General features: G+C 41.6%; 39 protein-coding genes and 3 pseudogenes. 32 read left to right on the top strand and 10 right to left on the bottom strand.

Annotation, left to right across the window (positions count from 1 at the left end; all coding sequences use genetic code 11):
* Window positions 1–180 precede the first annotated feature (180 nt).
* From I6I94_RS07230 to I6I94_RS07220, 3 genes are all read right to left on the bottom strand, one after another.
* The gene (locus I6I94_RS07230; RefSeq protein WP_037236303.1) at window positions 181–414 is read right to left on the bottom strand and encodes a DUF7660 family protein; all 234 of its coding nucleotides are present in this window, start codon (window positions 412–414) and stop codon (window positions 181–183) included.
* Between the two features lie 28 nt (window positions 415–442).
* Complete coding sequence (locus I6I94_RS07225; RefSeq protein WP_037236308.1) at window positions 443–838, bottom strand: Imm32 family immunity protein; 396 nt, start codon at window positions 836–838, stop codon at window positions 443–445.
* A gap of 260 nt (window positions 839–1,098) precedes the next feature.
* Window positions 1,099–1,605 (bottom strand): SUKH-3 domain-containing protein, encoded by a 507-nt coding sequence (locus tag I6I94_RS07220; RefSeq protein ID WP_131588812.1) that lies wholly within the window; start codon window positions 1,603–1,605, stop codon window positions 1,099–1,101.
* 285 nt (window positions 1,606–1,890) lie between these two features.
* Here I6I94_RS07220 and I6I94_RS07215 point away from each other — a divergent pair, with 285 nt between their 5' ends.
* The 10 genes from I6I94_RS07215 (at window position 1,891) to I6I94_RS11590 (ending at window position 8,426) form a co-directional block, all read left to right on the top strand.
* Window positions 1,891–2,433 carry an SUKH-3 domain-containing protein gene (locus I6I94_RS07215; protein WP_037236311.1) on the top strand — a complete coding sequence of 181 codons (543 nt, stop codon included), beginning with the start codon at window positions 1,891–1,893 and terminating at the stop codon, window positions 2,431–2,433.
* A gap of 130 nt (window positions 2,434–2,563) precedes the next feature.
* A complete protein-coding gene (locus I6I94_RS07210) occupies window positions 2,564–3,010 on the top strand; it encodes a hypothetical protein (protein ID WP_037236314.1) in 447 nt (148 codons plus the stop codon).
* Window positions 3,011–3,464: 454 nt separating this feature from the next.
* Window positions 3,465–3,956 (top strand): DUF1877 family protein, encoded by a 492-nt coding sequence (locus I6I94_RS07205; protein ID WP_023134383.1) that lies wholly within the window; start codon window positions 3,465–3,467, stop codon window positions 3,954–3,956.
* A 330-nt stretch (window positions 3,957–4,286) separates the two neighbouring features.
* Window positions 4,287–4,688 (top strand): hypothetical protein, encoded by a 402-nt coding sequence (locus I6I94_RS07200; protein ID WP_037236380.1) that lies wholly within the window; start codon window positions 4,287–4,289, stop codon window positions 4,686–4,688.
* 214 nt (window positions 4,689–4,902) lie between these two features.
* Window positions 4,903–5,385 carry a hypothetical protein gene (locus I6I94_RS07195; protein WP_131555893.1) on the top strand — a complete coding sequence of 161 codons (483 nt, stop codon included), beginning with the start codon at window positions 4,903–4,905 and terminating at the stop codon, window positions 5,383–5,385.
* Window positions 5,386–5,767: 382 nt separating this feature from the next.
* Complete coding sequence (locus I6I94_RS07190) at window positions 5,768–6,133, top strand: DUF3969 family protein (protein WP_037236319.1); 366 nt, start codon at window positions 5,768–5,770, stop codon at window positions 6,131–6,133.
* A gap of 485 nt (window positions 6,134–6,618) precedes the next feature.
* On the top strand, window positions 6,619–6,942 hold the full coding sequence (locus I6I94_RS07185) for a hypothetical protein (RefSeq protein WP_128087147.1): 324 nt from the start codon (window positions 6,619–6,621) through the stop codon (window positions 6,940–6,942).
* A gap of 56 nt (window positions 6,943–6,998) precedes the next feature.
* The gene (locus tag I6I94_RS07180; RefSeq protein WP_037286915.1) at window positions 6,999–7,253 is read left to right on the top strand and encodes an SEL1-like repeat protein; all 255 of its coding nucleotides are present in this window, start codon (window positions 6,999–7,001) and stop codon (window positions 7,251–7,253) included.
* A gap of 206 nt (window positions 7,254–7,459) precedes the next feature.
* The gene (locus I6I94_RS07175; protein ID WP_201620555.1) at window positions 7,460–7,960 is read left to right on the top strand and encodes a hypothetical protein; all 501 of its coding nucleotides are present in this window, start codon (window positions 7,460–7,462) and stop codon (window positions 7,958–7,960) included.
* A gap of 397 nt (window positions 7,961–8,357) precedes the next feature.
* Window positions 8,358–8,426 (top strand): hypothetical protein, encoded by a 69-nt coding sequence (locus I6I94_RS11590; RefSeq protein WP_408015306.1) that lies wholly within the window; start codon window positions 8,358–8,360, stop codon window positions 8,424–8,426.
* 160 nt (window positions 8,427–8,586) lie between these two features.
* Here I6I94_RS11590 and I6I94_RS07170 read toward each other — a convergent pair whose 3' ends face one another.
* Window positions 8,587–10,062, bottom strand: a complete 1,476-nt coding sequence (locus tag I6I94_RS07170) for an aldehyde dehydrogenase family protein (RefSeq protein ID WP_201620554.1) — start codon at window positions 10,060–10,062, stop codon at window positions 8,587–8,589.
* A 689-nt stretch (window positions 10,063–10,751) separates the two neighbouring features.
* Between I6I94_RS07170 and I6I94_RS07165 the strand changes: the two genes are divergently transcribed.
* The 4 genes from I6I94_RS07165 (at window position 10,752) to I6I94_RS07150 (ending at window position 12,814) form a co-directional block, all read left to right on the top strand.
* A complete protein-coding gene (locus I6I94_RS07165) occupies window positions 10,752–10,916 on the top strand; it encodes a hypothetical protein (protein WP_197702319.1) in 165 nt (54 codons plus the stop codon).
* A 210-nt stretch (window positions 10,917–11,126) separates the two neighbouring features.
* On the top strand, window positions 11,127–11,381 hold the full coding sequence (locus I6I94_RS07160) for a hypothetical protein (protein ID WP_201620553.1): 255 nt from the start codon (window positions 11,127–11,129) through the stop codon (window positions 11,379–11,381).
* 155 nt (window positions 11,382–11,536) lie between these two features.
* Window positions 11,537–11,899, top strand: a complete 363-nt coding sequence (locus I6I94_RS07155) for a DUF4259 domain-containing protein (protein ID WP_128087149.1) — start codon at window positions 11,537–11,539, stop codon at window positions 11,897–11,899.
* Window positions 11,900–12,373: 474 nt separating this feature from the next.
* Window positions 12,374–12,814: a hypothetical protein gene (locus tag I6I94_RS07150; protein ID WP_128087150.1), complete on the top strand. Its 441-nt coding sequence runs from the start codon at window positions 12,374–12,376 to the stop codon at window positions 12,812–12,814.
* A 72-nt stretch (window positions 12,815–12,886) separates the two neighbouring features.
* Here the strand turns inward: I6I94_RS07150 and I6I94_RS07145 are convergent.
* A pseudogene (locus I6I94_RS07145) lies at window positions 12,887–13,167 on the bottom strand (IS110 family transposase); the annotation flags it as partial.
* 134 nt (window positions 13,168–13,301) lie between these two features.
* Here I6I94_RS07145 and I6I94_RS07140 point away from each other — a divergent pair.
* From I6I94_RS07140 to I6I94_RS07085, 12 genes are all read left to right on the top strand, one after another.
* Entirely contained in the window at window positions 13,302–13,697 is a 396-nt protein-coding gene (locus tag I6I94_RS07140; protein ID WP_201620552.1) for an immunity 22 family protein, read from the top strand.
* Window positions 13,698–14,198: 501 nt separating this feature from the next.
* Complete coding sequence (locus I6I94_RS07135) at window positions 14,199–14,426, top strand: RHS repeat-associated core domain-containing protein (protein WP_236588971.1); 228 nt, start codon at window positions 14,199–14,201, stop codon at window positions 14,424–14,426.
* 332 nt (window positions 14,427–14,758) lie between these two features.
* Window positions 14,759–15,313: a hypothetical protein gene (locus I6I94_RS07130; RefSeq protein WP_006887535.1), complete on the top strand. Its 555-nt coding sequence runs from the start codon at window positions 14,759–14,761 to the stop codon at window positions 15,311–15,313.
* A 404-nt stretch (window positions 15,314–15,717) separates the two neighbouring features.
* The gene (locus tag I6I94_RS11585; protein WP_197702321.1) at window positions 15,718–15,855 is read left to right on the top strand and encodes an RHS repeat-associated core domain-containing protein; all 138 of its coding nucleotides are present in this window, start codon (window positions 15,718–15,720) and stop codon (window positions 15,853–15,855) included.
* Window positions 15,856–15,881: 26 nt separating this feature from the next.
* Window positions 15,882–16,574, top strand: a complete 693-nt coding sequence (locus I6I94_RS07120) for a growth inhibitor PemK (protein WP_128087152.1) — start codon at window positions 15,882–15,884, stop codon at window positions 16,572–16,574.
* Window positions 16,575–16,695: 121 nt separating this feature from the next.
* Window positions 16,696–16,854, top strand: a complete 159-nt coding sequence (locus I6I94_RS11580) for a hypothetical protein (protein WP_122937410.1) — start codon at window positions 16,696–16,698, stop codon at window positions 16,852–16,854.
* A 146-nt stretch (window positions 16,855–17,000) separates the two neighbouring features.
* Entirely contained in the window at window positions 17,001–17,387 is a 387-nt protein-coding gene (locus I6I94_RS07110; protein WP_128087153.1) for an SMI1/KNR4 family protein, read from the top strand.
* A 111-nt stretch (window positions 17,388–17,498) separates the two neighbouring features.
* On the top strand, window positions 17,499–17,792 hold the full coding sequence (locus I6I94_RS07105) for a hypothetical protein (RefSeq protein ID WP_197702322.1): 294 nt from the start codon (window positions 17,499–17,501) through the stop codon (window positions 17,790–17,792).
* 99 nt (window positions 17,793–17,891) lie between these two features.
* Window positions 17,892–18,017 carry a hypothetical protein gene (locus I6I94_RS11575; protein ID WP_197702323.1) on the top strand — a complete coding sequence of 42 codons (126 nt, stop codon included), beginning with the start codon at window positions 17,892–17,894 and terminating at the stop codon, window positions 18,015–18,017.
* Window positions 17,998–18,216, top strand: coding sequence for an RHS repeat-associated core domain-containing protein (locus I6I94_RS07095; RefSeq protein WP_197702337.1), 219 nt, complete (start codon window positions 17,998–18,000; stop codon window positions 18,214–18,216). Before I6I94_RS11575 ends, I6I94_RS07095 begins: the two co-directional genes overlap by 20 nt.
* Complete coding sequence (locus tag I6I94_RS07090) at window positions 18,147–18,593, top strand: PDDEXK family nuclease (RefSeq protein ID WP_172425622.1); 447 nt, start codon at window positions 18,147–18,149, stop codon at window positions 18,591–18,593. Before I6I94_RS07095 ends, I6I94_RS07090 begins: the two co-directional genes overlap by 70 nt.
* A gap of 18 nt (window positions 18,594–18,611) precedes the next feature.
* Entirely contained in the window at window positions 18,612–19,550 is a 939-nt protein-coding gene (locus tag I6I94_RS07085) for a hypothetical protein (protein WP_037236367.1), read from the top strand.
* Between the two features lie 191 nt (window positions 19,551–19,741).
* Here the strand turns inward: I6I94_RS07085 and I6I94_RS07080 are convergent.
* A pseudogene (locus I6I94_RS07080) lies at window positions 19,742–19,861 on the bottom strand (IS110 family transposase); the annotation flags it as partial.
* Between the two features lie 30 nt (window positions 19,862–19,891).
* Here I6I94_RS07080 and I6I94_RS07075 point away from each other — a divergent pair.
* The 3 genes from I6I94_RS07075 to I6I94_RS07065 all read left to right on the top strand — a co-directional run bounded on the left by I6I94_RS07075 (window position 19,892) and on the right by I6I94_RS07065 (window position 21,397).
* Complete coding sequence (locus tag I6I94_RS07075; RefSeq protein WP_037288519.1) at window positions 19,892–20,305, top strand: low molecular weight protein-tyrosine-phosphatase; 414 nt, start codon at window positions 19,892–19,894, stop codon at window positions 20,303–20,305.
* 74 nt (window positions 20,306–20,379) lie between these two features.
* On the top strand, window positions 20,380–20,610 hold the full coding sequence (locus I6I94_RS07070) for an NGO_0222 family membrane protein (RefSeq protein WP_023134418.1): 231 nt from the start codon (window positions 20,380–20,382) through the stop codon (window positions 20,608–20,610).
* A 154-nt stretch (window positions 20,611–20,764) separates the two neighbouring features.
* A complete protein-coding gene (locus I6I94_RS07065; protein ID WP_128087154.1) occupies window positions 20,765–21,397 on the top strand; it encodes a DUF1269 domain-containing protein in 633 nt (210 codons plus the stop codon).
* Window positions 21,398–21,437: 40 nt separating this feature from the next.
* On the opposite strand, the pseudogene I6I94_RS07060 reads toward I6I94_RS07065, so the two are convergent.
* Window positions 21,438–22,310 (bottom strand): annotated as a pseudogene (locus tag I6I94_RS07060) (IS110 family RNA-guided transposase); the annotation flags it as partial.
* 168 nt (window positions 22,311–22,478) lie between these two features.
* Here I6I94_RS07060 and I6I94_RS07055 point away from each other — a divergent pair.
* Complete coding sequence (locus I6I94_RS07055; RefSeq protein ID WP_197702324.1) at window positions 22,479–23,057, top strand: RHS repeat domain-containing protein; 579 nt, start codon at window positions 22,479–22,481, stop codon at window positions 23,055–23,057.
* A gap of 357 nt (window positions 23,058–23,414) precedes the next feature.
* Entirely contained in the window at window positions 23,415–23,693 is a 279-nt protein-coding gene (locus I6I94_RS07050; protein WP_037233477.1) for a DUF7710 domain-containing protein, read from the top strand.
* Window positions 23,694–23,965: 272 nt separating this feature from the next.
* On the opposite strand, the gene I6I94_RS07045 is transcribed toward I6I94_RS07050, so the two are convergent.
* A complete protein-coding gene (locus tag I6I94_RS07045; RefSeq protein ID WP_201620551.1) occupies window positions 23,966–24,607 on the bottom strand; it encodes a hypothetical protein in 642 nt (213 codons plus the stop codon).
* Window positions 24,608–24,980: 373 nt separating this feature from the next.
* On the opposite strand from I6I94_RS07045, the gene I6I94_RS07040 reads away from it, so the two are divergent.
* Entirely contained in the window at window positions 24,981–25,514 is a 534-nt protein-coding gene (locus I6I94_RS07040) for a CPCC family cysteine-rich protein (RefSeq protein WP_023134425.1), read from the top strand.
* Between the two features lie 75 nt (window positions 25,515–25,589).
* Here the strand turns inward: I6I94_RS07040 and I6I94_RS07035 are convergent, their stop codons facing one another.
* Window positions 25,590–25,886 carry a hypothetical protein gene (locus I6I94_RS07035; RefSeq protein ID WP_023134426.1) on the bottom strand — a complete coding sequence of 99 codons (297 nt, stop codon included), beginning with the start codon at window positions 25,884–25,886 and terminating at the stop codon, window positions 25,590–25,592.
* Between the two features lie 179 nt (window positions 25,887–26,065).
* The gene (gene imm45 / locus I6I94_RS07030) at window positions 26,066–26,389 is read right to left on the bottom strand and encodes an Imm45 family immunity protein (RefSeq protein WP_037286858.1); all 324 of its coding nucleotides are present in this window, start codon (window positions 26,387–26,389) and stop codon (window positions 26,066–26,068) included.
* Window positions 26,390–26,549: the final 160 nt, after the last annotated feature.

Here is a 26,549-nt window from a genome sequence, read left to right as displayed (position 1 = left end):
TAAAATTCTCCACCGTCTGGTCTCTATAAGTTCTGCTCGTTCTCAGCATTGACATTTATGCATCTGCGGTATGGTCTGAAAGATGCACAGAAACACAGCCGAGAGTTTTATTGTACTCTGCCATTTTTACTAAGCGTTAAAAACAATCGTTTCCATAAGTATTGTTTTACCTTTAAAGCGCTATTCGTATATCCGTGCTGCTTCAAAAATATCTGCCAAAACGCTCCACTTTATGTTTTCATCAAAGTTTTCTTCTTTACCTACATTTTGGTAGTACCCGTCCATATCTTTAATCCAATATCTCATAGCTTCCAAGAATCCGTTCAAAGTATTATTTTCAAACTCCCCTGCATCCATTTCATTAATAAAATTCTGTAAGAAGATTAAAAAATCATCACGGTTTTCAATTTCCATATTTAAATCCTTATCGAACGGTCCTTATCTATAAACACATAAAAATCAATGAAATATTAGTTGGGTTAAGAACATCATTCCCATCATAATAATCTATATGGAAATGGTCATATTTTTTACTCTCCTTATCGAAAAAATTATTTAGCGAATCTCCTAGTATGCTCAATGCTATGCTGTTTCCTTTAATAATAAACTTATTGCCCTTGATTTGGACAGAAACTCTATTAGTTTGGTCTTCCTGATAAATTATCTGTAAAGACTTAAAATTTCTTGGATAGAATTTATCTGAACAAGTCTGGAGATTTAGTGTTGTTGTAGTGGTAGTTTGAGTCAAAATATCTCCTAAAGTCGTCAGGGACAGATTTGTCCCTGAAATTTCAACTTGAGTTTCTTCCGCATTTCCATTGATAAATATCTCTTCCATGCCTTACCGTTTTCTTCTCTGCTAGTTAATTAGTAAAATCATACGTAACCCTTTGCCAAACAGGTTATAGCTTCTTTTCTACCAGCTGTAATGCTCAAAAGGAGAGCTAGACGAAGCCATGTTTCTTATCGCAGAGCAGGTTGCTCTTGCATATTCATCTCGATAACTTACAAACACCTCCCCCACCCTAGTAGGTTTATCGGCCCGACCTTACTTTATTTTCTTTATTTCAGACAAAAAGAAGCGGCTAGATAGCATTTTTAGTCTGCAAGGGTTTGGAAATATTTTCGAAAGAAAATATTTTCAAAAGCATCTTCTACCGTAGTTCCAATTCGACAAAAGTAGCTCTCAAAACCACCAAACATTTCACCCTTAGGACTTAAGAAATATGTTAAGTGCTCAGAATATCCAACCCCTACTGGACATAAAGAAGATTTAGTGATCTCAGAATATTCTTCCCTCATAATAGGTGAATTAGCAAGTGCTAAATTAGGGCTAAATATTGAAGAGTCTTTGCCACTTCCGCGATACTTGTCATGATGAATTTCGAGGTTCCCAAAGTTACATAAAAAACTTCTTGAAAAGCTATCTAATACGTAACCGTCATCAGAAGAAATGATGTTCTCAAAATGGTTTATATTAATTCTACGGTTAGGACGCCACCCATCTCGATATAGAAGCTCCCTAACCGGAGAAGAAAAATAAAAGCTTCTCATTATAGCTTCCCTAACTACTTGTTTTCCTTTTAAATAAATTTTATCATACAAATAAGGCTATAGTATTGAGAGTACAGTTTTAGCGCCTCTCTATCAGGAACATCCTGGTCTCTGGTACAGCAGCCAGGTAAATCATTACCCAATAAAAAGAAAATAGATATTTATACCGTCCTTTGATTTATTTATAAATAAATACCCTGTTTGTTCCTGTACGCCCACATAGAATATTGTGCTGTAGTGTCGAATTATCCAGTGATCATATATAATATATTACAGTACTCAACAATGTTGGGAAGATACTTTATGTGGAAAAGTAAAATAAAAAGGACTGTATAAATGAAGCAACCGTATGAAATACACTCAGATTTTTTCAAGAAAATGATTTCTTCAGGGTGGTATGAAAATAGAGATATTATTCTAGAGTCCTTGCCGCCCCATTTGGAGGAATTGCCTGATGAGGTAAAAAATTTTCTGAGAGAAATCTGGTATTTAACAGTCAGCTATGATGCCTATTATCGCAGCGATGCCCGTGTCTTTCTATCTACAGTACTGCATAGCTTTGGAGAAACTACAAATAAATTATCCGATTATTCACTGAATGATGAAGATTTTATTTATTATCAAAAATCTGTTGGTAGAAAATTAAGAAATTTTGGTTTTGCGGGTGACCGAGAAGTTCTTATTGATGATCTGGGGAGAATTTATTTTATCCCTGATTCTGGCGACCTGTACTACCTGGGAGGAAAATTCTATGAAGGATTATATAATTTAATATTTAGAACTAGGAAATCGTATATTGTAGAAGACGATGGTGAACTATTTGTGGAGTCAGACCAAGGCGTTTTACCGGGGAATATGAACATCAGGGATATTCCGTAAGCACACGCTGGTTCTAAAAAAGATGCGCAGCAAATGGAAAACAATGAGTGGTTCTTTGATCATCACAGAAATGTTTAAAAACACTTGTTTTAGTTTTCTAGGAGTATTTTCTATATCATAGGGTGGTAATATGGAAGCTAGCAGCAAAAAACTGCAAGATAAGTTATCCATGCTACATGCAACAAAAATGACAGAAAAATTGATTGGCATTAATCTGTTGTCAGTATCAGCAGATAGTCCATATAACACGGAATGGATTTCTGATTTTGATATAAACGATATATACAAAGAAAATCCACGGTTCAGGTTCCCTTATGGGGTGCGTATAGATAGCTTGGCAGAATCTCTAGATTTTATTTGTGCGCCGCAAAACGAATTTTTGATTATTTACTATGATTATAGTCCTATATACATATCATTTCAGATTACAAACTTAGCTGAGTTCTTAAAAAGCTACGCAAAAGAGCAAAAATCTTTAGATATAACACTATTTTGTTTAAATCGGCGCGAAGTGATCGATATTTTTATAGAAGAAAATGACATTGAAGTTCGGGTGATGCCAATCTTCGATTATTAAACTACATAAGTATAGCCTATTTTGGACGCTTGGTTTTTTGCGGATAATTCATGTAGGTGCGGTCAGCCCGTGCCATCGGACGTAACCATACATAAGATTTTCTAGGACGCCTGAACGATTTTGCTTTTCAGATATTTTCTTCGGTCTGCTTCCAGTGTACATATGCCGAGGTAGCTTTGCATGAACCTAGAAGCTGGCAGATTCTAGAGAAAATAACGTTGAATAGGGTCGATTTTGGAGGATAGATCCGGTCCGTCAGAAAGTAGGCGACACTTTCTGCTCATGTGTCCGTGATAGTTGATTACTGGTGTTGATTACTGTTCTGCTGCTGCTCAGACATCTCATTTATCCTACCGTGTATTATGTTTTCATAGGTTATCGTCGACCGCGCCGAAAAACACTTTCAGGCAGTCTGAAACTTCCGTTTCCCGCCCTATCCTTGAAAGGACACACTATGAGTATGTTTGCTATGCTGCACGGAGTATCCCCCGAATTTCTGCGAAGCTGCCAGACCGACAGCAGTATGCTGGATACTCTGGAATACCCTGAAAAAGAAACTCCAGATTTTTTGGTTATCCACTGTTGGGGTGCGCTCACCTACCTGCTTGGCGGCGACGAAACAGGCGCCTGGAATAGCGAGATTCTCACCAGCCGCACTATTATCAGTGGAGAGTGCATTGATCCTGAACACGAGACTGGCATCACCCCAGCGTTTTACCTGACTGTGGACGAAGTTATCCAGGTTGCCTCCGAACTCGCGCAGATCAGCGATGAAGCCCTACTTTCGCGCTACGAACCCGAAAATATGCATGACCTACACCCTATAGGTGAATGGACAGACTGTCCCGAAATTCGCAGAGAGTTACTTGATGACTTCCACGCCTTGCAAGCCTTCTATGCTGTCCAAGCCAACGCTGGCAATGCTGTGATTAACTACCTTGTCTGATTTTCAGGCATCATGAAAATATCGTTTTGTGGGGTTGCGCCCGCAGGCAAGGACGCTTTCAGCCCTTATGGTTGTCTGACAACCTTAACAACAGTGCTTTAGGGGCGATTAGGTGTTTAGCCTCTGTCCTGTACGCAATGAAGCAGCAGTCTCTCCCCTGTCAGTTCGGTGGAACCTAAACCCACAACAATCGCCCCATCATGTACACGCAAGCAGAAACCGTTACTGGACCCATAGGAGTTACCTCCGCGCAAGTCCGTCATCTTGCTTCTCGGTACATTAGAAGCGCAATACATTTTTGAGATTTGGGAAGAACATAAGGGGAACCGCATGCCAAATAAATTATTGTTTCAGACTTTACAAAATTCTGAACTACCCGCCTGGGACAAAGTACAGGTTATTTTAGATTTAGCTGAGCAGAAAAATAATGAAGTTTACCCAATTATCTTAAAACTAATAGATCAGCCAGAATTTAATAATTGTAAAGGAACATTAGTGTATGCGTTAGAAAATTATCCCCCGGAGCCTCTATTCGAAAAAGCTATTGAATGGTTAATACATGGGGAATTCGAAGTCGCATATGGGGCCTTTAATATCATTAACAAAATATCAAAATTATCAGGAGATTCAGTTGATGATGCTTATGAATCTATAGGATTTGCTTCTAAAGATCGTAAAAATGAAGAGTGGAGAACTGAACTGTTGAATGAGGCTTTAGATATGTTTGAGTAATAAATTAATCTGTGATTTAAAAGAGTTTTTAGACATGCGAAGCCATAATAATAAATATATGATTGTATGAGAGAATTTTAAATATGCCCCTCCTAATGGAATCTAATTTATTGACACAGATATAGTAAAGTTGAGGAACTTTTTGTTATAAACTTTGGTTTAAAAAATCGCTTGGATTAAATATTTATAAATTTTGCAATTGGTCTGGAGCTTTATGTACTGTAATATTTGTGCGTCCGATTATGAATTTATCAATTTTTTAAATACCTTTATTGCTGAGAATGGGTTATCTGTTTACGATCCTATAAATAAATTATGGCTGCGCCGCATTGACGAAAAGGTGAATGCAAAAAGCTCATTTATATATAACATTGCTGTTTATAAGATGGAGGATACAACAAAAATTCCTGTACGTTTTGAAAGATTTTTATCAGTTCATAAATACAGTGAAACTGATTCAAAAATATATTGCGGCGTAATTTCATGTGTTAACGATGATAAACTCACGCAAAAGATGTTTTTAAAATTAAAGCGCAAGACTAGTAAAAACTTTGAAAAAGGGATGAAGTGGCTAGACGAAAATTTGAACGTTAATCCTAATAGTGTGTTGAATAGTTATTTTTGGTCTACATCTTTAGACCGCGATAAAAAGTATTACTCATCGGGTAATGGAGTTAATCAAATTACCCCTTTCTGATTTCCAAAAACAATCCGTCCAGCATACATGTGGTGTGGTTGCGGACTACACGCACGTAGTCTCTCCCTTTATAGTTCACCATCCTAAACCCTGTGGCTCATAAGTGAACATACTCGGTTTTACCACTTGTTAGATCAAGTTACACCCCACAATGGTTACCATTGACCAATCAAAAATTTGTAACTGTTCGTGATAAGATTTATCCATTACCTGAGTAATAAATGTAGTACGATAAGATTCCGTAAGATGTAGAAAATTACGGATCCCTCTGTAGAAATTTGATGGTAACCTCATTTGATGTCAAACTAACGTGAAGGTATAGTAGTACATAGTGTATATTAATAATATATATTCTAGTATTCAAGCTGAAAGAGGTACAGCTATGAAAATTTCAATAAACGCAGATGATTTAGATCAATTTAAATTTTTTCTCAACACTTTACTTCTTGGAGGGGTAACTGCCCTGCTGCAAAAGAAAGCAAATATTGATGATATAGAATATTTAATGTTTGGACCTAAAAGTATTGAACTTTTGAAATTGATCCCTGTTGAATCTGTATACTCAGATCTAATTCATCAAGGAACGGAAATTGAAGATATAGCTAGTTTATTACCTGGTGAGTTAAATAATTATTTAGAATATTTACAAGAAGCAATATTACATAACTATCAATCAATTTCTTTGTCAAAACAAAACCCAGTTAAGATTACTTTATTTTTTGATAAGACTGAATATTTGGTTAAATAAATCATGGTAAGCGTAGCGTAGTAATCGTAGGCTGAGTCGTGCGCCAACAAAACAGCCGTGTCCGTCTGCCTCCGCTACGACAATACCGGATACACCTACGACGATGCCCTAGGCACCCCGATTTACACTCAACTCCCCCACCGACGAAAGCCAGTACGTCCACGATGATACCGAAAGCCAGCTCTTTCGTACCAAAACTCAAAAGCTGACAGCACTACCAACACCTGGGTACCTACAACCTGTTCAGATCTAGCCTCTCTGACGAGTGTCGGGATAAACCGGCTTGAACATCGGCCACAAACCGAAGCGCACTCACTTTGTTTGGGGCGGAACGAGATCATTTTAAGAGTACACTTACAAAGGCAACCACCCCTATAACTATATTGGCCACGGTCAGGAACAATACCTCTCCCTGAGCCATCTGCACATGATTGTTGAGGACTGCTAAAAAGAAATATTAGAGTTGATAATTTATAAGGAGCTTTATGACAAGGTTATTTGATGTTTCTGCTGAAGAGGCTATCTATATTGATAACTCAGAATCTATTTTACTAAAACTTTCAAATGAATTTTCCGAGATGAATATATATTTCCCCAAAGATAACATTCAAGAGTTTAAAGATTTTATTACAGAAAAGACACAATACATAAAGCTAGGGTTTATTCTTGGATATTCAGTCATATGGAAACGAAAAAACTCTGATATTTATCTATTGATTGGCGATGATGAAAGCACTTGGGATGTCTGTTTTATAATGAATAAATCAACAATGCTAGATATTCTAAATGAAATTGAGGGCTTGTTATAATATAAAAGCATCAAACCTTTCCTGCTCATATAGACAACATGCTGAAGAAGTAAAACATGACTAACTCCGTATCAACAGGTAGCATTTATTGGATTTCAGACGAGGAAATTAGTACTCTAGAAGAAAAGGCCCACAATGGGGATAAAAATTCATCGTTTAAGTTATACCAATATCATATGTTTGTATCTTTAAATCAAGATTTAGAATTTAAATGGCTGGAAATAGCGGCAAAAAATGGACACCCTATTGCCCAATCCAATTTAGCTGATTTACTTTTAGCACAAGGTGACAAAAAGAAATATATATTCTAGAATCAGCTATCAGAAGCAAGATATTCTCACGATGGATGCAATACAGATCTTTGTTATTTTTTGAGGGCTATGGAGATTACAATATGAACAACTTAAAAATTTTAGGATGGGATAAAAACCAAAAAACTTTGTACAGGTATATCAAAGAAGGTGATACTTTTGCGTATTAAAAAATCTTGGGATCCGCGACAGTAATGGAGGTTAAAATGGCTGAGGTAAATAGACCTGATGTTATAGCAGGACGAGAATTAACTAATACATTTGATATTGATGCCATAAACTATTATGACCTTCAGATAATTACGCATGATTTTATCAAAAACGTACTTTTATCTAGCCCTTGTATCCATAATCAAATAGCTGATACTCTAATAAAATTAGCAGAAAATACGTGTCGTAAAATTCTATTGAATTTATCCAATGTCTTATCAAATGAGGAATTGAAGAAGGAACGAATAAGAGTTTGGAAAATTCATGATTCACAAACATCATCACATGAAAGAAACTTTATTCAACTTATACTAGGAGGGTTATCAGATGAAGAACAATTCACTGATACACTTGAGAACTGCGCTACAGTATCCGATATATTACTTCCCACTTTCTTTAATGTGTATAAATTATGCGGAGAGGAACTTTTTAAAAAATACCTAGAATTTCTAGTTAATCATCCTACTTTAAGGAAGTATCGTATTGAACATGTTTGAACCAAAAGTTGAATATACTGATTGAATTGCCCCAAAGACGATATCCAACGTGGGTTATTAAAAACTACTGGTTTAGCATACTGCTGTAGTGGTTCCTGTTTTCCGTATTTTTAGTCTACTATGGAAGGAACACTTACTTTCACATTTAATCTGCTTGGCGAACCGATGATTTCATTTTTCTGGTGATATTATTCCATTTAGCAAACGTAGGCTGGGGCAAGACCCAACAAACATCAAGGTTGTCTGAAATAAATTTTCAGACGACCTTTTTCCTATATGCAACTATCACTTGTTTTGACTACAACGAAAATGGTCAGATCTAAATCATAGCCCCAGCACCAGCGGAGAGCTTCTTTCCCGTGTAACGGAATGCTTCTATAGTGGAGGAGACTTGACGGTGAACGAACTGATGAAACAGATAGATGATTATATGGACTACTACAACTGGGAGCGATGCAGAGTTTGAAATTGAAAAAGCTGGGTTCTGTTGCATACAGAACCCAGCTTATGCGGAGCGCCTGAAGAGGTTTTTATGAGTGTCCGATCGCCCGAGTGAGGGTCAGCTCAACCCGAATCCGGATTTTCAGACGACCCTTTCTCTATTTCAATCAACGTTCAGCAGGCAATTAATACAACCCTTCACGCTCTTCGCGGGTGGAAATGTAGATGTTTTTCACCTGCGTGTAGGCGGCGAGCATCATCTTGTGGGTTTCGCGGCCGATGCCTGAAGTTTTGTATCCGCCGAACGGCGCGCCTGCGGGCAGGCGGTTGTAGCAGTTCACCCAGATACGACCGGTTTCCAGTGCGTTGGAGACGCGCAGGCAGCGGTTGATGTCTTTGCTCCAAACTGCGCCGCCCAAGCCGTATTCGCTGTCGTTTGCCATTTTGACGACTTCTTCTTCGGTTTTGAATTTAATTACGGTAGCAACCGGGCCGAAGATTTCTTCTTGGGCAACGCGGGCGTTGTTGTTGTCAGCCTCGATCAAGGTCGGCTCGACAAATTCGCCTTTGCCCAATTCGCCTTCGAGTTTTTTACCGCCGGTGATGATGCGGCAGCCTTCCTGTTCGCCGATTTTGACGTATTTCAAAATGGTTTCAAGCTGACCGGCGTTGACTTGCGAACCCATTTGGGTATCGTCTTCCCAAGGCAGGCCGACTTTGATTTTTTTGAACTCTTCCGCCAAGGCGTTGACGAACTTGTCGTAAATGCCTTCTTGTACGAAGACGCGCGAACCGGCGGAGCACACTTGGCCTTGGTTGAACAAAATGCCTTTTTGCGCGCCTTCGAGGGCTTTGTCGAACGGCATGTCGTCAAAGAAGATATTGGCGGATTTGCCACCCAGCTCCAAGGTGGAGGGAATGAGCATTTCGGCGGCGGCGATGCCGATGTGGCGGCCGATTTCGGTTGAGCCGGTGAAGGCGAGTTTGTTGAAGCCTTTGTGGTGCAGCATGTATTCGCCGGATTTCGAACCGCGTCCGGTAATGATGTTCAGCACGCCTTTAGGCAGCAGGTGGTTAATTTTTTGAGCGAGCGACAACAGGCTCAGTGAAGTGCTGGAAGACGGGTGAATGACGATGGTACAGCCTGCGGCGAGTGCGGGCGCGATTTTCCAAGCCGCCATCAGGAAGGGGAAGTTCCACGGAATGATCTGACCGACTACGCCGATAGGTTCGCGCAATACGATGGACAGGTCTTCGGAGTCAAGCTGGGTTGCGGTGCCTTCTTCGCCGCGGATGACGCTGGCGAAATAACGGAAATGGTCGGAAGCCAGCGGGATGTCGGCGGCGCGGGTTTCACGGATGGGTTTGCCGTTGTCCAGCGTTTCCTGCAGGGCGAACAGTTCCAAGTTTTCGTCAATCACATCGGCGATTTTGTTGAGTATGGCGGCGCGTTCGGTTGCGGTGGTCTTGCGCCATGTTTTGAATGCTTCCTGCGCGGCGGCGACGGCGGCATCGACATCGGCGTCAGTCGCGTCGGTAAATTTCGCCAATGCTTCGCCATTGGCGGGATTGTAAGAATCCAAAAGCGTGCCGGGGCTCGTCCACGCGCCGTTAATCAAAAGGCCATACTCTTTATCGAACACATTTAAATCTTTTGCCATGATGCTGTCCCCTTAGTTGCCTTTCTTGGGTTCTGGACGTTTCTCCAACGTCACCTAAAACAGGATAGTATTTTTTCTCTTTCGGTTCAAGCATTAAAAATGAGAGCGTTCTCGAAATTCCAAATATGCATAAAACGCAGCCAGGCAAATCTTGATTACGTATGGGGACGAGGGCGGTTTATTAATAATATATTAAGTTCTCAGACAACCCTTGTTTGGTTGAGACCAAGGAATCTATCTTAATGAACAGCACCATTCTGACCCCAAATTTTCCGGAGCTTTGGGCGACATAATTACCTGCGTCACCACCAGGGTTTGTGCCTACTCAAATTTGTTGGCATTAGGCGGGTCAAGCGCGAACAAAAGAACTTGCAGCGGTTGTTAAACCTACCGTTGCGCATCGGCACAAATGAGCATTTGATGCAAACCGAAGCACAGCTGCGCGAATATTTTTTCTGGTACGCGCCGCTCTTTCGATACTGCATTGCATATGCCCGGAACATCGTTTCAGAATGAAGCGTGGCAAGGATTTGCACCAAATCCCACACGGCAAAACGGTCAGGTCAACCGCCGAGAACAGGCAGCCCGCATGGGCAAGCCGTCCGTTGTGCGCGCCGTCGCCAATGCCGAAGACGAAAGCCTCAGGAAGTGAACTACCTCCACTGCGACCACATCAACGTCTCAGGGAGATGACCGATAAGGGCGGCAACCTGCTGTGGTTCGGTATATATACCGGCTGGGATCGTCTGAAAGAGGAAACCAAGGTAACGGATACTGTTTACCAGCCCTTTCGCCCGCAAAGCCAGTATTGTGACCGTGAGATGGGCGCGCTACGACTTCTTCAGGTACTATGAACCTGATGCGGGTCGGTTTGTGAATTAGAATTCGATTAGGTTATAGGCGGAGAGGATCTGTATCAGTTTGAGTCGAATGTACAAGATTGGAGAGATACTTTAAGGTTAATAGGACAATGTGGCTGTAGGGGGGTATTTGCTGGGAATTGGACCGTGTCACCTATGTCCTTAATAACCTTAGAAATATGAATATAAAATTAGGAGTATAAAATGAAAGTATATGGAACTGGAATCTATGAGAACGATAGAGCTGATCTTGTTGGGTTGGCGTATTTGCACTTCTCAATATCTCAAATCGAAGATGTTATTGAATGGATGAAAGGTACTGATGAACCTGCCCAACAATTATTAGGGTATTTAGACATGTTACTTATGATTGCTAAAAAATTTCCCGATGATGCCAACTTGAAAATAAAAAACAAAGAGTTTCTGAATGGCAAATTATTTTTAATGAATGGTTTGTAAGAGCCGAAAAAAGTTACAGAAAAAGTATCGTGATTCAATTAAAAATGATTCAGAAAAACTATTTGAAGAGATAAAAAAGTACGGTCACTCAATAAGCTGGTTATAAACGTTAAATAAATAGTCTATTTTTAGATTTTAATAAGGAGTGTATTTTTATGGGAGCTTGGGGATATAAATTTTACGAAAACGACGAAGCAGCAGATTGGTTACATCAATTTTGGGACACTAAAAGCTTTGACCTACTAGTTAAAGAAGTGGAGCAATTTGATCCTAGGAACGAAAATTACGACACAATAAGAGTGATCGCACATATTTTAATTTGTTTTGGTTCACCTTATACATGTCCAGAGGATTTTCTAGATCAAAGAAGCATAATCATTAAGAGGGTTTTGACAATACTTGAAAATATGATAAATCCTCCAAATAGCGATTGGGATTTCTTAGACATATGGGATAATGATCCTACAATTATCTCTGAGGTAGAAAAACAAATCATAGAACTCAAAAAAATTGTATAGGATATATGTCCTAAATAAAAATTTACTAGACATTAAAAACCGTTGTTGCATTGTTTATACAACTCGCTGGACGCTTCGTTGCCGTTGCGTTTTGCGCCGCTGGTAGCAGAGGACGGTTCGGATGAAGACTACTTCCTCTTCGCTAGTGGCAGCAGAAGACGCCAACGGCAGCCATCAGCGTTTCGTTTACCATCTGCTGACCGGACCGGTTTGCTGCAGTACGTTATCGACAACAACGGCCGGGTGCTCTCGCTGAACTTCAGAAATGGAAGGGGTAACGGCTGGCAGGAAATATGAACAACGCATCTGCTGCATTAGATTTAGTTATAGAATCTTATTGGGAAGATGCTAAAACAGGAAAAATAAAAATGGGAAACAAACCCTAAAAGCAAGGATTGCCATAAAGCATAGAGAGCACAGAAATACAAAAAATATTATCTCCAAAATATAATTGTACATAATGAGAATTTTAATATGGGTAAAATTGTTTTAAATGTAATTAATTATGAAATGGTTTATGATCAATTAGATACAAGTTGTTTCAATATTATATTTGAAGGTGGATATTTTAATATTCAGTCTTCTGTATACATAGACCCTGATTTCGAGTATTCAGAGATTGCTTATTTTGAGTTATCCGGTCAGGAAAATGGAAGGTACTTAGACCCAGAAAAAATTATTTTTCACCCTAAAAGAATCATAATTATTTTTGACAAAAGTGAAAAATTTCTGGACACCATTCAAGAAATACACATTATTTTTTCTAATGAAATAAAAAAGGAATTGGTTGATTTTTTTAACAATTGTTTATTTTTTGGTGAGTTTATTCAGTACTCATCTGATTTTGATAAACATAAAATTGTGCGGCAAACTCTTGATCGTGAAGTTATAGATTGGGAAGAGGATACAGAGTAGCGTAGAAAGCGTAGCCCACATAGGTAATAACTGTATTTTTACCCCTGTTGGGCGAAAATGCAAAAACTCAAATCAAGCCGCTCGGATACTGTTTCCGGCAAAGTAATCACGCATCCGGGCGTTCAATACCATCAGCAGTTTGCGCACACACGCCGTAACGGCAACGAATAAGCGGTTCAGAACTGTGTTGCCACCATGGTAGCCATATACAGCGCCTTATGTACTGCAGACCTTCCACCGAAGTAGTGGCTTTTGAATTTGGTTTCGTCGCTCTGTCTCAGGTGCAGCGCGATGCCGACCAGACTCGCTATCCGATTGTTCGGCAACCGTTTCAACTCGGGCAACGCAGTAAGAGGTATTAGATATACTTACAGAACACCATGATCGGCGCATGATAGGAAGATTTCCATTAGTCTGTGGTATATGTGGTAATTCAGTAGATGGTTGATGAATATAATTGTTTAACAATTCAATTAAGGAAAATATCATGTTTTTGGAAGAAGATGACGACAGATTCGACAGGGTACACTTGTGGTTAGGAACTGTAACAGATTCAGAAGATCAGTATGAGCAGTATTTCGAACAAGATAGTTTGCCAGAGGGTGTGTTTTGCCCTTTTTGTAAAGATATTGGATTAGATGAAGAATACGATGAAGACTATATTGGAATTATTCCTTTATTTCCTAAAGTAGTTTCTTTGAATAAATTATTAGTTGAAGCTGCGGTAGATGAATCTGAATTACCAGCCGTAAAAGCAAAATGTAAAGAGCTGGGTATTACAAAAGGTAATGCTGTCTTATGGTATTCAGACCCTGACTTAAAAATTTCTCCAGATAAAAAATATAATGGTTTAACATATATCGGTGAGTTTTGTGGAGATTAATATGCAAAAAGCGTAAGCACTAATGCCGTCTGAAAAGTTTTAGATAAAATTTTCAGGCGGCATTTTTGTTTTTAACAACATATTTTATCTAGTTGGCAACCGCCCTGAGATCTGGGCATACGCCTACGGCCCGTTCGGACGAAGGCTTTCCAAAGAACGCCAAGACAAACTGGCATAGGCGAGCACCGACCCGAAACGTACCCATTTCGTCTGGGACGGTAATCGATTACTTCAGGGGTACACCTACAAAGGCTGCTACCCCCCTAGCCAAAGTCTTCCACAACAACCAAAACAAAGAAGAATAAATACCTCGCTTATTTCCGCACCGACCACATCGGTATCCCAGAGAGATGACTGGCACCCACGGCAATCTCCTGCGGTACGGCGAATACACCGCCTAGGGGCGCCTGAAAGGACGAACGCGTCTATCGGAACGCACATCAGCCGTTCTGACTGCAAAACCAGTATTATGATGAAGAGACCGGATTGCATTACAACCTGATGCGCTACTTTGAACCTGAAATCGGTAGGTTTGTGAAACAGGACCCGATTGGGTTGGTAGATGGGGATAACCTTTATCAGTTTGCGCCGAATGTTCAGATTTGGGGTGATCCATGGGGTTTGGTTCACCTTATACGTTACAAACCCCGAGATACTATTCCGGCTCAAAATGGTGCACGTGGAACAGCCATAGATAAAGCTTTGGAGAGAGGAAAAAGCTTTAGTTGAGGCAGGGGGTGGTACTCGAAAATGGACACAAGCAGAAAGAGATTTGATTTTGAGCACGAAAAATAAAAAATTGACTTCTGTTATGTCTAGAGCGGGTTATACCGGTCATCATATTAATTCTGTTGAATCAGGCAGTTTAGGTCAAAATGGAAAGGCAACCCACGAAATATTGTATTTTTGCCTAATAGTAACCATCCCGGAGGAGTTGACGATAATTTACATTCTAATCAAGGGCGTAGAGGTCGCTGGACCAATTTAGGACGCGGTAAATTAATTGGTAGGCGAGCAATGTTACAATAACTTAAAAATGCACAGTATAGGAGTATATTATTATGTTTAGTTTGAACACAGCAGTTAGAAATTTTTCTAATATTTATGGTCAACTTTCTCGTGAGGAGATTGATTTTGGGCAAATTATAATTGATAAAAAAATATTACAGGATAATGAGTTTATCATTAACTATTTTTTCAATTTGGTAACATTAAACCCTCAGATCCATATAGGTCAGCCATTTAATTTAATTTTTGCATCATCTAAAAATCGAGAAAGCTTAGTAGGATGGCCAAAAGGCATAAACATAGAGAATTATCTCTATATGGCTAGTCAAAATGATGAACCTATATTAATTTCAAAGGAAACTTTTGAAATCTTTTCCTTACGATTGGGTTCAGAAGAACCTAAAAAAATAGCTTCTTCTTTAGGAGATTTTATACAAACATTATCTGAAATAATGACATTGTCGGAAAAATTCTTTTCGAAGAATATTAATAATGATGATTATTTTATTCTAGAGGACGATGAATTCATTGCTGAAATTAATGCTTTTTTCCAGCTGACTAAACTAAGTATTGAAGTAAAAAACTTCTATGGTTTTTTCTTTGAATAATTGGGAATAACAAGAAATAAATAAGAAAATGTAAACCTCTATCTGTATGCGTTTTTAGCGAGCAAGCCACAGCCTACCTAAATTTCCAAATTCACAGGTAGCGGTGGCGTGCGTTCTTCAAAACGTACACGCGTTTTTTGGTTTGCAGACTACCCCAGTATCTCTTTGTGGTCGTCTAAAATATTTGTTCTTTGACAATCCGATTTCTGTTATCGGTCGGACTGGGATAGCAAGCTGTAGCCCGAACAAAACCTTCAAGTCTGGACGTAGGGTGTATGCGGTACGCACGTGGTTTCTGCTTTTCAGAGGACCTTTGTTGTACCGTGTTCAATCGCCGTTACGCCTACGACAAAGCTGGCGACCTGCTGTGGTTCGGCAACTATACCGCCTAGGGTCGCCTGAAAATGAGGAACGGGTCTATCGTAACGCACATCAGCCGTTCAGGTTGCAAAAACCAGTGTTATGATGAAGAGACTGGACTGCATTACAACCTGATGCGGTATTACGAGCCGGAGACTGGACGGTTTGTGAAATACTTTTAAAGTTTAATGATTAAAGGAAAAGTATTATGGATAGAAAAGTATTTTTTGAAAATCTCATGGAATATATTAAAGAAAACATGAATGAAGAAAATGTGCGTTTCTTCAAGAAGTCGATTAAATTTAGAAAAGCAAACCATCTTTACGGAGAAATCTCCTTTGATCATTCAAGAGTTTATGAGGGATATACAGCATGTATTTGGATAGAAAGTAAAACTTTAGCTAAATTTTTTAAGGAAATGTATGAGTCTCAAAATCGAAAATATAATATTCATGAGATTAATTTTGAAACAATTTTTTGGATGGAGTCTATAGCATGTGCACATTATTATCATGCTCCCTTGCTTACTAGTTTCAAATGGGGGAACACTATTAAGGTACCGTCCTCTCCTGAGGAAGCTGACAAAATTTATCCTGATGTCCTGAGGCATTTGATATCAGGTTATGTTTCTATTATTAAAGCTTTCATGGACATGAGTCCAAATGTTCTAGAACATCTAGCTAAGTACCCATCTCATTTTGAGTTTAAATCATTGACAGCTTTTTATATTATTAAGGTAAATAAATTACCTTTTAATCACCCACTTGTTCAAAAATTGTTCGAGTTTGATGATAAAGTGAAAGAAAATAAGAATGGCCTTTTTACTGGTTTTGACTTGATTTTCGAAGATAATCCTTTTGATCAGGAAATTAAAAAGCGCATATTAAATAATGAATATTAAATTGTGTGACAATATGCGTAACAACTGTATTTTCACCTCATCAGGCAAAATTGCCAAAACTCAAGTCAAGCTGTTTGGATATTGTTTTCGGTAAAGTAATCGTGCACCAGGATATTGCAACATAAAAGATGATGATAGGGGGCAATCACACCATACCATTGAACGAGAATGGGCAAGAAAGAATATAAAAGGTTACGATCCCCTAAAAGCTCCAGCAATTCTATTGCCTTCTTCGTCAAAAAGCTCATGCTATTATTTCAGCAATGAAGCGAGCCTTTAGGAAACAAAATGGATATAATACAAGTATTCGACAATAATTTACGGAAGCAGCAAGACAATTAAAAGCTGCGGGTTTGTCACCTAAGAAAATTAAACGAGCATTAAATCAAAACTATAAGTATTTCAAAGAACTGGGAGCAATTTAAAATGAATAGATATGAATTAGAAACTTTATACATTTTAAATGACCCTGCTACTAGCCAGGCAATAAAAATGCTGCCACTGAAGTGGCATAGTTCATATTCATCATATATTCAATTTTTAGAACTAAGTAATGGATTATTTGGAGATGAGATAACCCTTTTAGAGGCAGAGGATATTCAACAAAGGAATATTGACTATGAGGTACAAGAATATTTACCGAATTTTCTTATGATTGGAGATAATGGTGGGGGAATTGCTGTTCTGATGGACAATAAAGAGCAAAATATTTTTGCTGTTGGCCTGGGAGTAATGAGTGAAGACTCCTTAGAAAAAATATCATCTTCCTTAGAAGAATTTCTATTGGTAAAGAAAGGAATGTTTAATTATTAGAAAACTAGGTTTAACAAGCAACAAACCGTAACGTGTATAAAACTTCTAATTCCGACACAGCAAGCCGTAGCCCGCATAAAACCCCTAATCCTGAAGTGGGGTGTGTGTGGAATGCACGCACTGGGCAACCTGATCTACCGCCAGCTCCCTAACGGCGAAAACCAATACTTCCAATACGACACCGAAAACCAACTGGTCCGCGCCGAGATTAAAAAGAAAGCCGGCAACACCGAAATCTGGGAATACGCCTACGACCCGTTCGGGCGAAGACTCTCCAAAGAACGCAAAGACAAACTGGCCTGGACCAGCACCGAACCAAAGCGGACCCATTTCGTCTGGGACGGTACGAGACTGGCGCAGGAGTATACCTACCAAGGCAGCCACACCCATCTCTACACCGACTAGGACAGCTACGAACCGCTGGCGCAAGTCTTTGACAATGCCAAAGACGGCAAACAATACCTCGCCTATTTCCACACCGACCAAATCGGCATCCCGCGCGAGATGACCGACATCCACGGCAATCTCTTATGGTACGGCGAATACACCGCCTGGGGTCGTCTGAAAAAGGACGGGCGGGGTTTACAAGAACGCGCATCAGCCGTTCCGACTGCAAAACCAGTATTATGATGAAGAAACCGGGCTGCATTACAACCTGATGCGCTATTACGAGCCTGAGGTCGGGCGGTTTGTGAATCAGGATCCGATTGGGTTGTTGGGTGGGGAGCATCTTTATCAATTTGCAGATAACGCTTTGGTTTGGTTCGACCCGTTGGGATTGAAAAAACCTACGCGCAGCGCTTGGGTACTGCCGGCGAGCGCAGGGTAATGAAATATCTGGAAGGTACGGGATACAAAAAAGTCTTCTCTATTCAAAATGCCTCCGGAAACGGCTTGGATATTGTCGCATTGAGACCGGATGGGAAATATGACATATTTAAAGTTAAAAGTTCTAAACGTGGAAAATTTAAACTAAGCGAAAGACAGCAGAAAGGCGGTAAATGTTTTGCTGAGCAAGTGTTGACGGAAGATGTAACGGATAAGAAAAAAGGCGGATATTTTATGAAAGGCTTAGACGGCAAAAAGACGCCTCTTAATAAGAAGAAGGCGCAAGAGATATTTAATAATATAGATAAAACCGAAACTGTCTTTGTTGATATGAATCATAAATTTCAAGCAACCCGCATGACATTTAGCCCATGGTAATTAATTTAGGAGCAAAAAATGAGCAAAAAACCCACCGCCGCCATGAAGCACAATCTTGACCGTCTGGTTGAAAACATTACTACCGGTGACGACAGCGAAGACTATCAACGCGAACGCGGCTATCTGGACGAATACATCCGCCAAGGCACCACCCCGTTCACCCACCGCTGGTATGACGACTTTTTGGAGAAGGACTGTGAAGTCAGCTACACCGCCACCCAAGTCATCTACGATCTGCGCATGGAACTGTGCATCCCGCTTGCCGAATTTCTGCAAGCTCCAAGCGAAAGCCTGTTCCGCGCCATGATGGCAAAAGCCTATTTCCTTACCATGGGCTATGTACGCCACCACCTCACCGGCAGACCGCGCATTCCCTATATCAGCGTAAACAATAGCTACTTCGCCTTCCTCGCCTCCCTCTTTTTCAGCCGCGACGAGCAGAGCCTCAGCTTCGCCGCCCTGCAAACCATCATTGCCAACCCAGACGAATGCATCCGACCGCAGGAAACCGATGCCGCCCGCACCCTCATCCCCCTGTCGTTCCGCCTCGCCCAAGACCATCTTGCCCTGCCGATTGACCAAACGCAGGCAGATTTGTTCGCCTTCTCCGAACTCTACCAAACCGCCTACGCAGGCTTTGACAGCAGCGACGCCGAACAGGTGAAGCAGATTTTCAACGACCTCGCCGACTACCATATCCGGCAAAGCCGCGACGATGAAAAAGGTTACCCCGAATTCGAATACACGTTGGAACAATGGATGCCGTGGGAAATCCTCGCCCTGCTGCGCCTGCGTACGCAAAAAGGCTTGGACAACAGTATGATTAGCCACCCGCTGATTACTCCGTTTCTCCCCTTTGTCGGCTTAGAACTGGGCGGCTTTTTCGACGACGCGCAAAAAAACCTGCGCCGCGCCGTGTTCAAAGAATTTGGTTACCAACCTGTTGTTGATTTATAAATATCTGTGGCAACAAGCGTGCGTTGGGTGGCTAAACTCAACCCAAAGCAGCCTGAAATCCTTGTTTCCCTGTTTTCAGGCTGCCTTTTTATCACAAAGGCCGTCTGAAACTCCGCAGCTTGGTAAGCCGTAGTCTACATGGGTAGCAACTGTATTTTTCACCCCGTCGGGCAAAAATACCAAAACTCAAATCAAGCCGTTTGGATACCGTTTTCGATGGTACCGTTTTCGGCAAAATAATCACGCATCCGGGCATTCAATATCGTCAGCAGTTTGCGCATACACGCCGTAACGGCAACCTTATCCTGTTTGTCTGCCTCGGCAACATCTGCCGCTCGCCGATGGCCGAATACGTCCTGCGCCACCAAGCCGCCGAACGCGGCCTGTCGCACCTCGTCGAAACAGCCAGCGCGGGCACGTCCGGCTGGCACGACGGCGAAGACATGCACCGCGGCACCCGGGCCGAACTCAAAGCGCACGGCATTGCCGCCGACGGGTTTTCCAGCCGCAAAATCCGCCGCGAAGACCCGGCGCATTACGACCTCATCATCGCCATGGACGACGACAACCTGGCCGAACTGGAAAGGCAGTTCGGCCGCTGCCCCGGAAAACAGTTCAAGCTCACCGACCTGATTCCCGACAGCGGCTACCGGGCCGTGCCCGACCCTTGGTATACGGGCGATTTTACCGAAACCTTCCGCCTCGTCTCCGCCGCCGCAGAAGCCCTGCTCGACAGGCTGGAAACGGTGGAATAAACAAAAAAGGCCGTCTGAAAACGCATTTCCCGCTTTTCAGACGGCCTCCCGAACCACCTAACCCCGTTACCACCATGACCAAACGCCGAACCTTCCTCATCCTGACCGTCCTCTTCACCCTGCTCTTCATCGCATTGGTAACTCTGGGCGCGTACCTGCTTTCCATTCAAAGCAAACAATTCGCCGTCGCCGCCTTCCTGTTCGCCTTCGGCGCCGTCTTCGGCCAAGTCGGCAGCCTCGCCCTCTACATCCGACATAAAGCCCGCGCCCAAATCATGCGTGAGCAACAAACCGAATCCCATTAAGGCTGGGTATTGTTCGTTATCCGTTTGCCGGTTCTACAGACTTTACATAGGTAAAGTTCTGTTTGCCGCATTGCTCCCCCCCCCTTGCAATTTACACTGACACCGCATACAATTTGTATTGTTCTTAAATCTTTCAATCCACGGGAGTAGACTTATGAAACAAAACATCATCGTTGCCTTATTCGACATCTCCAGCGAAGCTTATCAAGCCTTTTCTGAATTGAAAGCTTACTCGCAGACAACAGATGCTTTGGTGGCACAAGCCGTTTTGATTAAAAAGGAAAATGGTCTGATTATCCCAGCAGAAAGCACCGACTTTACCGCCAATACGGCCGAAAGCGCATGGACGGGCGGCCTCATTGGTTCGCTGGTCGGCATCCTCGGCGGTCCTATCGGTGTTCTGTTGGGTGGAGCTATTGGCGCACTCATCGGCAGTGATGCAGGCACTGCCCAAACATTGGGAGAGGGGTCGTTGCTGGAAAATACAGCCAAAAAACTGGATAACGGCAGTACTGCGATCATTATTTTGGCGCAAGAATCCAACGAAGCTGTATTGGACGCTTTCTTCCACCGTTTCAAAACCGTTATTCTCCGGCAAGATGCAGCCGTTGCCCAACAGGACGTATTGGCAGCAATAGAAGCGCAGGAAGAAGTGGCACGTCAGGCACACGAAGTTTGGAAAAAACAGCGCAAAGCCGAACGCAAAGCCGAACGCCAAGAGAAAGTGGAAGCCTTCAAGGCCGACATCAAACAAAAATTCGACGAATTGGCAGCCAAGTTAAAATAACACTGCCACCAACCCAAGGTATGTAACCGCTCAAATTTTCCGTTTCGGATGCATGATACGGCTTACCCTTGGACAGCAGGCGCTGATAGAAATCCCGAATAAGCGGTTCAAAACGTGTCGCCACCACGGTAGCCATATACAGCGCCTTACGCACCGCAGACCTTCCGCCGAAGCAGCGGCTTTTGAATTTGGTTTCCCCGCTCTCCCTCGGGTGCGGGGCAATACCGACCAAACTCGCTATCCGTTTGTGCGACAGACGTCCCAATTCGGGCAGCATCGCCATCAGCGTAGCCGTCGTTATCGAACCGATGCCTTTGATTTGTTCCGCCACTTGGGCTTTGCCGTCAAAATGCGTGTGGGTGTGGTCGTCGATTTGTTTGTCCAATTCGTCAATCAGCCGGTCAAAATGAGCAATCAGTTGTTTGACGCTTTCGACTTGCGTTTCGTGAACCTGATGCAGACGGTTTTTCTCGGCAGTCCGCATATCCACCAGCTGGTTGCGGCGGTTGACCAATGCTTCCAACACTTCTTCCGCTTCGGTGGGCGGGTGGTAGAGCATGGTTTGCCAACCTTCTTTCTGTGCCGTCATCTGTGCGAAGAAGGCGAGCATTTGGGCATCTTTGGCATCGGTTTTGGTCAGCGACTGCGATTGGGCAAACTGATGCGTCTGACGCGGGTTGGCGATAATCACGGCTATGCCTGAGCGGTGGATGGCTTTGGCGGCGGGAATTTCGAGACCGCCGGTGCTTTCCATCACGACGAGGGCGACCTTGTGTTTTTTAAGGTATTCGACGGTATGGGCGATTCCTTTGGGGTTGTTGGTTTCGGTTTTGGTTTTAGACAAAGACGAAACGGCGATGACGAAGTTTCGTTTGGCGATGTCGATGCCTGCGTAATTGTGTTGGGTACTCATCATAAACCTGCCTTGCATTCGGTTGTGTTGTCTGGCAACTGTCCGGTTGTGTCGATGGGTTGCCCGACCGCTCCCTGAGCTACTCAACGGTTGTTTGCCTTGGTCGGATGCGGGTGGCGGCCGGGCGGTTTGTTGCTATGATACGGGTGTTCCGATATACAAGGGTGTGTGCGGTACACACGCAGTTTCTGCTTTTCAGACGACATCTACCAAATCGCCTCACCCGAAGGCAACGTCATCGCCATTACCGCCCCGGACGGCAGCAGCACCCAAATCGGCTACCACGAAACCCTCAACCTGCCGGTTGCCGTCAACGATCCCGCAGGCAGGATTACCGCCTACACCTACGACGAACGCGGCAACCTCATCAGCATCACCGACCCCGCCGGTTACACCACCCGCTACGGCTACAACGCCCAATGGCTGCCCGAAACCATAACCGACGCCTTAGGCAAAACCCGACACCTACACTACGACACCCTCGATCAGCTCGTCTGCTTTACCGACTGTACCGGCGAAACCACCCGTTTCGGTTACACCGAATACGGCGATCTCGAAACTGTTACCGATGCGCTGGGCCATACCACCCGCCACCACTACGACGCAGCAGGCAACCCCGTCCGTACCGACTACCCCGACGGCAGTCACGAAACCTTCGAATACGACCGCCTCAACCGTCTGACCGCCTACATCGACGGACTCGGTGCCAAAACCGCCTACGAACTCGCAAATGCCAAACAAATATAAAAAATTACCCGGCACCTGTACCCTGCATTTGATGCCTATAGTTTTTGGCGCGCCTCAGCCACAAGTCAGCCTTTCAATTTCAAAACCAGTAAAACCAGCAGCGCCTCATCTACAGCACCCCCCTGCAAGGGGCATCCTGCCGCTGGTATGGATCCGTTGCTCCGTTCTGAGGCCTGGTTCGTTCGGCGGATGCTGAAGCGTGACGCTGGTAGAGCATTACCTGTGATGCGGTAGGGCTGGCCTATATAAAACGATCAGGGGTGACTGTTCCCGCTACCTGAGGTGGACAAGGAGGACGAGAAGCAGGTATTGTTCGAGTGCGAAAAGAGATACGGTCATCCTCGAAAGGACATACCAATGGATGAATTGTATATATGGGTTGTTCAAGGAAGCAGCGCCAGTTTTCCGTCTGCTATCTTTTCGTCTAGAGAGAAGGCTGTTCGATGGATAGAAAAGTATAAAATCAGCGGGATACTATCGAAGTACCCTCTTGATATATCTATATATGATTGGGCTATTACACAAGGATTGTTTAAGCCCAAAAGAGATGATCAGAAAACTCCTGGTTTTATCCAGAGCTTCTCAACCGTTCATATTGAGGATTCTCAATACATTGATGGAGTTGAAGAGGGTTAGAACACCATAACCACCAATATAATCAACTAACAAGGTACGTTTAAATGGTGAAAAAGTCAGTCAGTTATTATAAGTAATCTTGGTTTCTCTAGATAAGATACCTTGCACATATCACCGACGCTCAGCATTAAACACCTTATCTAGCCCGGATTTTGCATTAATGCCCGTTGAAATAGCATCGGTTGAAGAAAACTTGGAATTATACTGAGTAATTTCCAAATAATTCTGAATCGCATATTGAAAATCTGAAGCATCACTACCAGATCCCTAACTCAGCAGTATTTATACTGGGGAATATGTCCTTTACTATAGTTAACTAGAGACGACAGCTTAGCTAAATTTTCTTCATTTAAATACGAGCATAAAAATTTACCTTCGGTAGCACTCTCAATTAGGTTATTTTCCAAGAAAATGCTGTCACAATCAATATGTTTTATATCAAAATTTCCCCATTCACTGCCAAATTGAAAAACTTCAAAAATAAATATTTTTAATAGATTTGCACAATGATATTCATCTTCCTTATCTTTAGTCAAAAATATTTTGTAGATTTCATCAAAAATATGGTTTAGTTTATTAGACTCTCTGGGAAGATGCTCTCTCATATCACTAGGAAAAATATGCACCACATAACTACTATAGAGCTCTGTGATTAGCCATAGTCCATATTCCAGGAAAATCATATAATTACTTGAATCGACATAAAGGCATTCTTCCAAGTATGAGGCAATAATAATATCTGCCGTATTAGATTCTCTGTTGTAATCATCTTCTTCATACGATCTAATATTTTCTTTTCTTACAGTTTCTCGCGAAAATCCAGTAACATTTTCTGGATTAACCCACTCAAAAGGCTCAATAAAAAAGGTTTCCTTTTCCTCTAGAACAGAGATATCAATATACGAGTTACCCATATTTCACCTATTTCCTCTTGCTATTCAGTAAAATATATTTAGCCCTGTGGGCGCACAAACCATATAATACCATGCACGACTATCACTTTATCTTCCAGATAAATTTTCTTTAAGAGACTATGCCATGGTGAGCATTCACTATTATAGGTCCTCAGAAAAAAATCACCGGGTCCGTTCGAAATACACATCATGTAGTTGCTATACCCCATGGTGTGTGCTGCCTACTGCAATAAACGCAAACCTATAGATTGAGTATGTTAATATAGAGGAAATAAAATATATCGCACAAATAATAGCACGAAGAAGGCTCGGTTAAAAATGGCATGAATCTAAATAAATATAATTATTTTTAACGCCTATCTGAAATATTATCATGAACAGAAAAGAAGCTATAAAAATACTTTCTGAACATCAGAGTAATTTAATATCTGATGCTGATAAGATGAATATATTGTTAGATTTTTGGTATTCTTATGAATCTGAACCTGAGTATTTAAATGAAGAACTTATAGATTACCTAAGCACACATGAATTTGACGACGTAGAATACTATAGTGAATTTTTCCAGCCTGTAGTTGTTTCAGGACTGGTTCATAAAAATTCGATTCTAAATAATAATTATTTATCAAAGGAACTTAGCAATGTTCTCCTCAAAAAGATAGAGGTCTTTGGGGATGAAATAGGCAGGAAGATCAAATGCCCCTGCTGTTATTTTTACACTTTGTCGGGTAGGTTAAGTTATGATATTTGTTCTATTTGTTATTGGGAAGGCCCTGGCGGTGATGAATTGTCATACTCGTCCGCAAACCACAGTACCTTATCTGAATACAGAAATGAGTTCTTCATTAACCATGATAAGGCCGAATTAGAAAAATACATCTTTAACAAGAAGGCTGATATTTTTTGATGCCCCATTCATGAATCTGAAAATCTTATTCCCCCAGGGATAAAAGCCGCGTTTTCAGTTTTATAACAGTGTATTTCATACAATAATTTTTAAAACCACTGTGTATTGACCCCTGAGCTCATGCTTCAATCTTTTAAATAAGTTATTTCCTTTATCTATAAAAGCCTGCTCTTTTTCTGTATTTTCAAATCCAGAGTTTACAGGATCGTTCATATTTAGTGTTTTATCATATTCATTTGCCCACTTTATTAATTCTTCAGCCAATATATTGGATATCGGTAGAGAATATGGGTCTATATTGCAGCAAATATCATCATCTATCCGCCATAACGGAAAGCAATGGTAGTCAGGCATCAGCTTAATTTTCTTCATTCCTCATACCGCGTCTTATTGTTCTTTCGCAAGATTCTTATCAGCGATAACCCATCGTTAACTTACTTATAGTACTTTAACAAATTCATTATATCTTTTGACTTCTTTTTACCATGATAATCTTCAGTCGCATAATGCCTAGCATTATATCCAAACTCATTTTTTATGAGCTGCCTGTATTAGATAAGGCTAGCTGGAACCGGATAGTTTTTATCTACGTAGACATCATCAACACTACAGGTTTCATAAATCCATTTATTCCAATTATCTATCACCCATTGCCTGCTTACCCCTGCTGAATGTTCCAATTCAGCTTCTTGCGGGAGCATCACCAGAATTAGCCCGGCCTTATACCCAGTAGATACCACAAAACCATATTTTCTGTCGCTACCTGGGAATTCGACCAGCATTAAATCAACATATTTTTCGTGCGGGTATGAACCGGGAAACCTAAAAACTGCACCATGCCTCAAATCACTATGATAATTAACTAGTTTTTGCACTATTACTCCTTATATTCTCTTATTGGAATATTATGTATCTATGACGGTGTTTTATATTTATATCTCCCACAAGCGGATGAAAAATTAAAACATGTGGTTCCCTTTAAAACCTTGATACATGAACCTACTCGGCACCCTCATCGGTTATGGCTATATGTTA

Source organism: Rothia aeria (assembly GCF_016726365.1).
Classification (GTDB): domain Bacteria; phylum Actinomycetota; class Actinomycetes; order Actinomycetales; family Micrococcaceae; genus Rothia; species Rothia aeria.
The sequence above is the reverse complement of the archived record's forward strand: the minus strand, read 5'-3'. Positions and strand labels throughout refer to the sequence as shown.

Bases quoted from the DNA above. Each gene is read 5' to 3' on its own strand.
- I6I94_RS07230 (WP_037236303.1), bottom strand. From the start codon at position 414: ATGGAAATTGAAAACCGTGATGATTTTTTAATCTTCTTACAGAATTTT.
- I6I94_RS07225 (WP_037236308.1), bottom strand. From the start codon at position 838: ATGGAAGAGATATTTATCAATGGAAATGCGGAAGAAACTCAAGTTGAA.
- I6I94_RS07215 (WP_037236311.1), top strand. From the start codon at position 1,891: ATGAAGCAACCGTATGAAATACACTCAGATTTTTTCAAGAAAATGATT.
- I6I94_RS07210 (WP_037236314.1), top strand. From the start codon at position 2,564: ATGGAAGCTAGCAGCAAAAAACTGCAAGATAAGTTATCCATGCTACAT.
- I6I94_RS07205 (WP_023134383.1), top strand. From the start codon at position 3,465: ATGAGTATGTTTGCTATGCTGCACGGAGTATCCCCCGAATTTCTGCGA.
- I6I94_RS07200 (WP_037236380.1), top strand. From the start codon at position 4,287: ATGCCAAATAAATTATTGTTTCAGACTTTACAAAATTCTGAACTACCC.
- I6I94_RS07195 (WP_131555893.1), top strand. From the start codon at position 4,903: ATGTACTGTAATATTTGTGCGTCCGATTATGAATTTATCAATTTTTTA.
- I6I94_RS07190 (WP_037236319.1), top strand. From the start codon at position 5,768: ATGAAAATTTCAATAAACGCAGATGATTTAGATCAATTTAAATTTTTT.
- I6I94_RS07185 (WP_128087147.1), top strand. From the start codon at position 6,619: ATGACAAGGTTATTTGATGTTTCTGCTGAAGAGGCTATCTATATTGAT.
- I6I94_RS07180 (WP_037286915.1), top strand. From the start codon at position 6,999: ATGACTAACTCCGTATCAACAGGTAGCATTTATTGGATTTCAGACGAG.
- I6I94_RS07175 (WP_201620555.1), top strand. From the start codon at position 7,460: ATGGCTGAGGTAAATAGACCTGATGTTATAGCAGGACGAGAATTAACT.
- I6I94_RS07170 (WP_201620554.1), bottom strand. From the start codon at position 10,062: ATGGCAAAAGATTTAAATGTGTTCGATAAAGAGTATGGCCTTTTGATT.
- I6I94_RS07165 (WP_197702319.1), top strand. From the start codon at position 10,752: ATGACCGATAAGGGCGGCAACCTGCTGTGGTTCGGTATATATACCGGC.
- I6I94_RS07160 (WP_201620553.1), top strand. From the start codon at position 11,127: ATGAAAGTATATGGAACTGGAATCTATGAGAACGATAGAGCTGATCTT.
- I6I94_RS07155 (WP_128087149.1), top strand. From the start codon at position 11,537: ATGGGAGCTTGGGGATATAAATTTTACGAAAACGACGAAGCAGCAGAT.
- I6I94_RS07150 (WP_128087150.1), top strand. From the start codon at position 12,374: ATGGGTAAAATTGTTTTAAATGTAATTAATTATGAAATGGTTTATGAT.
- I6I94_RS07140 (WP_201620552.1), top strand. From the start codon at position 13,302: ATGTTTTTGGAAGAAGATGACGACAGATTCGACAGGGTACACTTGTGG.
- I6I94_RS07135 (WP_236588971.1), top strand. From the start codon at position 14,199: ATGCGCTACTTTGAACCTGAAATCGGTAGGTTTGTGAAACAGGACCCG.
- I6I94_RS07130 (WP_006887535.1), top strand. From the start codon at position 14,759: ATGTTTAGTTTGAACACAGCAGTTAGAAATTTTTCTAATATTTATGGT.
- I6I94_RS11585 (WP_197702321.1), top strand. From the start codon at position 15,718: ATGAGGAACGGGTCTATCGTAACGCACATCAGCCGTTCAGGTTGCAAA.
- I6I94_RS07120 (WP_128087152.1), top strand. From the start codon at position 15,882: ATGGATAGAAAAGTATTTTTTGAAAATCTCATGGAATATATTAAAGAA.
- I6I94_RS07110 (WP_128087153.1), top strand. From the start codon at position 17,001: ATGAATAGATATGAATTAGAAACTTTATACATTTTAAATGACCCTGCT.
- I6I94_RS07105 (WP_197702322.1), top strand. From the start codon at position 17,499: ATGCACGCACTGGGCAACCTGATCTACCGCCAGCTCCCTAACGGCGAA.
- I6I94_RS11575 (WP_197702323.1), top strand. From the start codon at position 17,892: ATGACCGACATCCACGGCAATCTCTTATGGTACGGCGAATACACCGCC.
- I6I94_RS07085 (WP_037236367.1), top strand. From the start codon at position 18,612: ATGAGCAAAAAACCCACCGCCGCCATGAAGCACAATCTTGACCGTCTG.
- I6I94_RS07075 (WP_037288519.1), top strand. From the start codon at position 19,892: ATGGCCGAATACGTCCTGCGCCACCAAGCCGCCGAACGCGGCCTGTCG.
- I6I94_RS07070 (WP_023134418.1), top strand. From the start codon at position 20,380: ATGACCAAACGCCGAACCTTCCTCATCCTGACCGTCCTCTTCACCCTG.
- I6I94_RS07065 (WP_128087154.1), top strand. From the start codon at position 20,765: ATGAAACAAAACATCATCGTTGCCTTATTCGACATCTCCAGCGAAGCT.
- I6I94_RS07050 (WP_037233477.1), top strand. From the start codon at position 23,415: ATGGATGAATTGTATATATGGGTTGTTCAAGGAAGCAGCGCCAGTTTT.
- I6I94_RS07045 (WP_201620551.1), bottom strand. From the start codon at position 24,607: ATGGGTAACTCGTATATTGATATCTCTGTTCTAGAGGAAAAGGAAACC.
- I6I94_RS07040 (WP_023134425.1), top strand. From the start codon at position 24,981: ATGAACAGAAAAGAAGCTATAAAAATACTTTCTGAACATCAGAGTAAT.
- I6I94_RS07035 (WP_023134426.1), bottom strand. From the start codon at position 25,886: ATGAAGAAAATTAAGCTGATGCCTGACTACCATTGCTTTCCGTTATGG.